Origin of the sequence: Aerococcus sp. HMSC062A02 (assembly GCF_001809535.1) — a bacterium.
Classification (GTDB): Bacteria; Bacillota; Bacilli; order Lactobacillales; family Aerococcaceae; genus Aerococcus.
Window position 1 is genome coordinate 1 of sequence record NZ_KV797908.1, and the last position, 6,231, is coordinate 6,231.

Annotated in this window: 6 protein-coding genes; 4 read left to right on the forward strand and 2 right to left on the reverse strand. The window is 45.4% G+C overall.

Annotated features, from left to right (window positions below; genetic code table 11):
* Both HMPREF2626_RS10170 and pulA read left to right on the forward strand, forming a co-directional pair.
* Positions 1-214, forward strand: a 214-nt coding sequence (locus HMPREF2626_RS10170) for a hypothetical protein (RefSeq protein ID WP_210382773.1), incomplete at its 5' end; no start/stop codon positions are given.
* Between the two features lie 159 nt (positions 215-373).
* Positions 374-2,338, forward strand: coding sequence for a type I pullulanase (gene pulA / locus HMPREF2626_RS00800; RefSeq protein ID WP_083294271.1), 1,965 nt, complete (start codon positions 374-376; stop codon positions 2,336-2,338).
* A gap of 70 nt (positions 2,339-2,408) precedes the next feature.
* Here the strand turns inward: pulA and HMPREF2626_RS00805 are convergent, their stop codons facing one another.
* Complete coding sequence (locus tag HMPREF2626_RS00805) at positions 2,409-3,515, reverse strand: FUSC family protein (protein WP_070616667.1); 1,107 nt, start codon at positions 3,513-3,515, stop codon at positions 2,409-2,411.
* Positions 3,516-3,721: 206 nt separating this feature from the next.
* Between HMPREF2626_RS00805 and HMPREF2626_RS00810 the strand changes: the two genes are divergently transcribed.
* Positions 3,722-4,177, forward strand: a complete 456-nt coding sequence (locus HMPREF2626_RS00810) for a Fur family transcriptional regulator (protein ID WP_210382774.1) — start codon at positions 3,722-3,724, stop codon at positions 4,175-4,177.
* Positions 4,178-4,263: 86 nt separating this feature from the next.
* Here HMPREF2626_RS00810 and proC read toward each other — a convergent pair whose 3' ends face one another.
* The gene (proC, locus tag HMPREF2626_RS00815) at positions 4,264-5,070 is read right to left on the reverse strand and encodes a pyrroline-5-carboxylate reductase (RefSeq protein ID WP_070616671.1); all 807 of its coding nucleotides are present in this window, start codon (positions 5,068-5,070) and stop codon (positions 4,264-4,266) included.
* An 80-nt stretch (positions 5,071-5,150) separates the two neighbouring features.
* Here proC and HMPREF2626_RS00820 point away from each other — a divergent pair, with 80 nt between their 5' ends.
* Positions 5,151-5,945, forward strand: coding sequence for a hypothetical protein (locus HMPREF2626_RS00820; protein WP_070616673.1), 795 nt, complete (start codon positions 5,151-5,153; stop codon positions 5,943-5,945).
* Positions 5,946-6,231: the final 286 nt, after the last annotated feature.

Genomic DNA, 6,231 nt, shown 5'->3' on the forward strand with positions numbered 1-6,231 from the left:
TTCACAAGTCTCCGCCGCAGTCTTGCAGACTGCTTTGGTGACTTGTTCCAGTGAACAAAAGCTGAGCGCCAAGTCTCACACCCTGCTTAGTCGGGTTCGCAAAGGCAGAAAGGAAGTGACTTCAGCAAAAGGGAACGACCGGCTGATAGCCGTTCTTATCCCTTTTGCCTCCAGTCATTTCTTTCTAAACGCCTTTGCTCACACCCTGCCTTAATGAGCGAAAGTTAATGCACTGGCTGGTGAATTATTGTTATAATGAGGATGATGTGAATTTTGATGAGGTTGATTCATTAGCTTAGGAACTTCTAAAGCCTAAGCAGGTGGGAGGCCTTTGCACTGGCAGCCTGCATTTGCCAGATAAAGGAGATATAGAATGGAATTGCTTGATGACTTATTTGCCCTGTCTGGGATTGAATCCCCTCAAACGATTCGCGAGGCTATGCATGACTATGCTCTAAGCGAAGATTTTGACCAGACCTATGCTTACGGTGGCGCTTTGGGGGCAGTCTACCATAAACGTTTCACCCGTTTTGTGCTCTGGGCACCCCTGGCTCAGCAAGTAGATCTACTTGTATTTAAAGACTTGTATAGCGAATTGTACGATTCCTATCCGATGAAACGTCAAAAAAAGGGGACTTATGAAGCGAGTATAGCAGGGGATTGCCATAATCTGGCCTACAGCTACCGCCTTTATTTTCCAGATGGGAGCTGTGTTTATTCCCAAGATCCCTATGCCAAGGCTGCGACGGTGAACAGTGGGCGCTCGGTAGTTGTTAATCCGACTAGCGCTTATCCTGAGGGCTGGGAAGAGGACCAGGGACCAGAGATAGACCCAAGTGAAGTGGTAATATATGAAGCTAATATCCGCGACCTGACAGCTGCCCCTTCTTCTGGCGTTCGCTTTCCTGGTAAGTATCTAGGCCTAGCCGAATCTGGAACGAAAACAGCCCAGGGCTTGGCAACCGGACTCGATTATTTGGCAGATCTAGGGATTAGCCATGTCCAATTGATGCCTTTCTTTGACTTTGCAACGGTTGATGAAGAGCGAGAGAGTGGGCGCAACTATAACTGGGGTTATGATCCCCAGAATTATTTCTTACCGGAGGGCTCTTATGCTAGCGATCCTTTTACCCCAGTGACCCGGCTTATGGAAACTCGGCAAATGATCCAGGCCCTCCACCAGAAGGGGCTAGGGGTGATTATGGATGTGGTTTTTAACCATGTCTATGATGAAGAGAGTCATCCCTTGATGCTTACGGTGCCGGACTACTATCTGCGCTTCCATGAATCGGGCCATCCCGCTAATGGGTCAGGGGTAGGAAGCGAGCTAGCCACAGAGCGGCGGATGATGCGTCGTTATCTCTTGGATGCTATCCGTTATTGGGTAGAAGAGTACCATGTGGATGGTTTCCGTTTCGACTTGATGGGCCTGATTGATGTGGAAACCATGCAAGCTGTTCGCCAATTGGCTGACGAACTGGGCCCGAATATTATTATTCTGGGCGAAGGGTGGAATATGGGCCACTGCCTTGCGGACCAGGATAAAGCCTGCTTGGAGAATGCTAGCCAGCTTGAGGGGATTTCTTTCTTCAATGACCGCTTCCGCGATGCCTTGCGGGGGAATGACTTTGAGGAGGGCCAGGATACCGGCTTCATCTCTAACAAAAAGCACATGGAATTTCAAATTGTTGAGAATTTGAAGGGGAGTCAGACTTTAAATGGGGTGGACTATCACTTCCATTCTCCCCAACAGCTCATCCAATATTGTGCGGTCCATGATAATTGGACACTCTGGGATAAGTTGGCCATCACCCGGTCTCATGAAGTAGTTGGTTTCCGCCGTCGCCGTCAACTTCTGGCCAATACGCTGATTGCTTTAACGGAAGGGATCCCTTTCTTCCATTCCGGCCAGGAGTTCCTGCGCAGTAAACTCAATCTGAGAAATACCTACAATGCACCAGTCGAGATTAATGCTTTGGATTGGGACAAGCGCGATGAAGAGACCGAAGCGGTGACTTACCTTAAGGATTTGCTGGATTATCGCAAGAAGCATGAGGTTTTTCGCTTAACTTCTTTTGCATCGATTTATGACCACTTAGAAATTTTAAGGGCGGATTCACAAATCATCATAGCAGTCTACCAGGCCGCTGACCGGCAAATCTTAGTTGCCTATAATGCGAGTAAGTACAAGCAGCTTGTCTCTTTGCCAGAAGGAACTTGGAAGCTAAGAGCTAGTGAGGGACAGTTCTTTACAGACGAAGCAATGCTTGAAACTTATCAAGAAGAAGCAGAACTAGCCTTTCTAGCCGCAATGATATTTGAACAAGTGACAAAATAAAATTAAAAGAGGCCTTGAAGTTTGGAAAAGTTAACTTCAAGGCCTTTTTGTTGGTATTTTTAGTTGACGACTATTTTTCAAGTCCTTTAAGGCTGTCGGCTTGAAATTTATCATCAACGTGGTGGAGATGGTAGCTGCGGACTAACATATTGAGTCGCATGAGACTTTCCTCATAACGAATAATCGCTGAGGTAATCAAGATAATCGCATTCGATCGTTCAAGCTGGGAAGTATCCGTCTCATCTTCTGAAAGCCGGGCAGCTTTGAACATGTTGTCTATTAGGTGTTGGCGGTATTGGGAAGTGGAATGGAAGAAGTTCACTTCAGTGGGAGAAATCCGCCCATCGAACTTAAGAAAGATTTGTTCGTGGGCTGCACACAGGGTTTCAATCCGCTCGCGAATCTCTAAACGTAAGCTATCCGGCAATTCAAAGACCACATTGGTATGTTCATGGAGCAAACGGAGGAGGCGGGTGGAATGGTTGAGGGCTTGGATGAAGCTGCGAAGGATGACCAATTTACGTTTGAATTCGGTAATCCCTTTGCCCCTCCAGACTCTTTCTTCTTTGAGTAGTTCAAAGAGTTCTTGGATGTGGCGGATCTTATGCCTTGCCCATGAGAGGTCAGAATTCAAGGTCGAATACTCACCATTTTTTCTAAGAATAGCTCTCAAGCGGATGCTGATCTCTGTATTTGTTGTATTAATTTCATCGTAGACCACCGCATCATATTTGGGCGGGAGGATGAAGAGGTTGACCAGAAAGGCGATAATAACTCCAAGCAAACTCTCAATCACCCGTTTGCTGGCGGTGAGAATGATTTCCTGGTCCGAATCAAAGGGGGAGAGCATGATAATAACCACTGTCATCGCAGCAATAGAGATGGCATTGGACAATTTCATCGAATTCATCAAGACAATAAAGATAATAACAGTTAAACCAATAATTCCCGCATTGCGGCCAAAGAGCGTGGTCATGATGACGGCACAGAGCCCCCCCATGAAAGCAGCGATAATACGATTTGACATTGATTCCCAAGTTTTGCCAACAGATTGTTGCATGGTTAAAACGACTGTAAAGGCCGGCATAGTTGGATCGATATGGGGTAAAAGACTCGAAATAATAATGGCCACCATAACACCAATGCCAGTCTTAATCGTTCGGGCACCCAATTTCATTTTTGCTTTTTGTCTCCTTTGCAGATAATTTGTTGTAGCTTGCTTCCCTATAAGCTTACCATTGTTTGTTAGATAGTAAAGCCTTATTGCGCCTTTTAGAATAAAATTTAAGGCTAGGGCTAGCGCCTCCCTTTAATAAGAGGTATACTGATATAGAATGGAATTATTATAATGTGAGAGGAGGAGAAAAGATGACGCGCCCTGTGATGGATAATGAAAGTAAATACGCCAAAACCATTACCGCCCTACGCGAACATAAAGTGAGGATCACGCCCCAGCGAGAAGCGATTATTAAATACCTCATTGAGACTAAGGACCATCCGACAGCAGAGGATATCTTCAATGAACTGTCGCCGCATTTTAAGAGCATGAGCCTGGCAACCGTCTATAATAATTTGAATCTCTTGACCCGGATGCACCTCGTCCGTGAATTGAATTATGGGGATGATGCTAGCCATTTCGACTTTGATTTGGATCGCCATTACCATGTGATCTGTGAACACTGCGGCCGGATTGTCGACCTCTATTATCCGATTCTCTATGAGTTGGAGTCCTATGCGGCTGCCTATACAGGCTTTAAGGTGAATAACCATCGTTTAGAAATTTATGGCCTATGCCAAGACTGTCAACTTGAACGCCAAGAAACGGAAGGCCATAGCTAGTCGAATTACCTTAAGAATAAGTCATGGTGAAGCGTGATGAAAAAAGAAGCTAGGCTCATTGTCCCAGCTTCTTCTTTACTTTAGGCCTAGTCTCCGGCTAATTCTTTGGCCTTGTCATGGCCAGCTAGAAAGCTTTCAATTATAGTAGAGCGGAGTCCCAAGGCTTCAGCGGCTTGGACTTCAGCGATGGTTGTGCCGGCGGGCGTACAGACCATGTCCTTTAATTGACCGGGATGGTTTTGGCTTTCTTGAGCCATCTTGGCAGCTCCCAGCATGGTTTGACTAGCAAAATCATAGGCATCTTGCCGGGCCATTCCAGTAAGAACAGCAGCATCCGCCATGGCTTCAAGGATCATGTACATGAGAGCTGGCCCTGATCCAGATAATGCCGTTACTGTGTTTAAGAGGTCTTCACCCACAAAACGGGCTTGGCCTAAACTGGAAAAGATAGCTAGAAGGCCATTTCGGTCATCAGCTGTTAGGCGGTCGTTGCCGACAATACCTGCCATTCCGGCACCAATCTGGGCAGGCGTGTTCGGCATAACACGGGCAAATTTCTGGTCTGCTCCCAGTATTTGCTTGGCTCGCTCAAGGCTCAGGCTAGTGGCGATGGAGACCAGGAGGGAAGAGGGAGCGAGTTGGGCTTGGACTTCTTGGACAACGCCCTCAATGTAGGCTGGCTTAAGGGCTAAGATCACATAGTCAGCCCCGGCAACCGCCTCTTGGTTGTCGGTGAAGCAAGTGATAGCAGGAAGCTTGGCAAATTTTTTTAGGGTATCGGCATTAGGATCCGCAAGGCGAACTTCCATCGTTTGGAAGGGGGGATTTTCTGAGATGCCCCGAGCAATAGCGCTGCCCATATTCCCTGCTCCGATAATCGAGATGATTGGCATAGATCTGACTCCTTTAATTTTTTTACTATTATAGCACGAATTCCTATTCCTAAAACTCAAATTCCTAGGAGGTCTAACAAATGTTGAGCGCAATCAAAAGCACCCTCAGTCACTGGGCGAAAGTGTATTTAGCCATTCGCCACCGTTTGTCCATTATCACTGGATCTCTTTTGCTCCTTTTAGCTACCATTATTCTTTGCCTGCCCTTTATCAATACTTATCAGGGAAAAGTGGACCAAGACTTGAGCCAAGAATTCGCCCAGCTTGACCCCTATTTTACTGGTCAGACGTCGCCACTTTTATCGGCTAATTCTTTTTCAGCTGGTTATTTTGAAGAAACTGATCAAAGCGGACAAGACCAAGTTGCTGACTTGCATCTCTACTATTTTCCTAGCGCTGAAGACTTAGGCGCAATCGAAGCCTCTGACCAAGCTTACTTTGTTTTTTTACCAGACCAATATTTTTATCGGTTAAAGGATGGCCAAGGGGGACAGGGAGCTTACCCTAGTCATTGGAGAGTTCCACGAAGTATGGATAAATTATTAGATGACCTAGAAATTTACCAAGAGAAAGAACAAGCCCAAAGTCGCTTTATGACCTTGCTAGCTTTCCGCCACATTTTCTTTGTCTTTATCGTATTTGCCTATGCTTTTTTAACAGCTACTTATCTCAACCGAAGACGCCGGCTTTATTTCCTCCAATTGATGAATTTTGAAGATTGCTTTACTTTAGTGACCTTAGCAGCACTTCCATCTTCACTTTTAACTCTACTAGTAGCCCTTTTCACCCAACACCCCAGTCTCTTGGCGGTAAGCTTTATTATCATTACAAGCGGGCTTTTGTTTGGCCAGATCAAATTAATTTCAAAAAAATAGAAAAAAGTCTTTGACAAAAGAAGGAATACTTGGTAAACTAATTTTTGTCGTTTGAGAGACCGCTGGTCGCTAGAAACGCAAACAAAAAATAAAAAAACTTGTTGACAAGAAACAGACAAGTTGATATGATAGTTGAGTACTTCTCGAACGGGCCAAATGTTTCAGAAAGAGCAAAAACTTTTTTCGAAAAAACACTTGACACGAATTTGAGAAATATGATATTATTAATTAGTCGCTTCAATGAGGCGACGAGAGATAGACCTTTGAAAACTGAACAAAGAAGACG

Excerpts from the sequence above, each read along its gene's own strand:
- pulA (WP_083294271.1), top strand. The coding sequence starts at position 374 with ATGGAATTGCTTGATGACTTATTTGCCCTGTCTGGGATTGAATCCCCT.
- HMPREF2626_RS00805 (WP_070616667.1), bottom strand. The coding sequence starts at position 3,515 with ATGAAATTGGGTGCCCGAACGATTAAGACTGGCATTGGTGTTATGGTG.
- HMPREF2626_RS00810 (WP_210382774.1), top strand. The coding sequence starts at position 3,722 with ATGGATAATGAAAGTAAATACGCCAAAACCATTACCGCCCTACGCGAA.
- proC (WP_070616671.1), bottom strand. The coding sequence starts at position 5,070 with ATGCCAATCATCTCGATTATCGGAGCAGGGAATATGGGCAGCGCTATT.
- HMPREF2626_RS00820 (WP_070616673.1), top strand. The coding sequence starts at position 5,151 with ATGTTGAGCGCAATCAAAAGCACCCTCAGTCACTGGGCGAAAGTGTAT.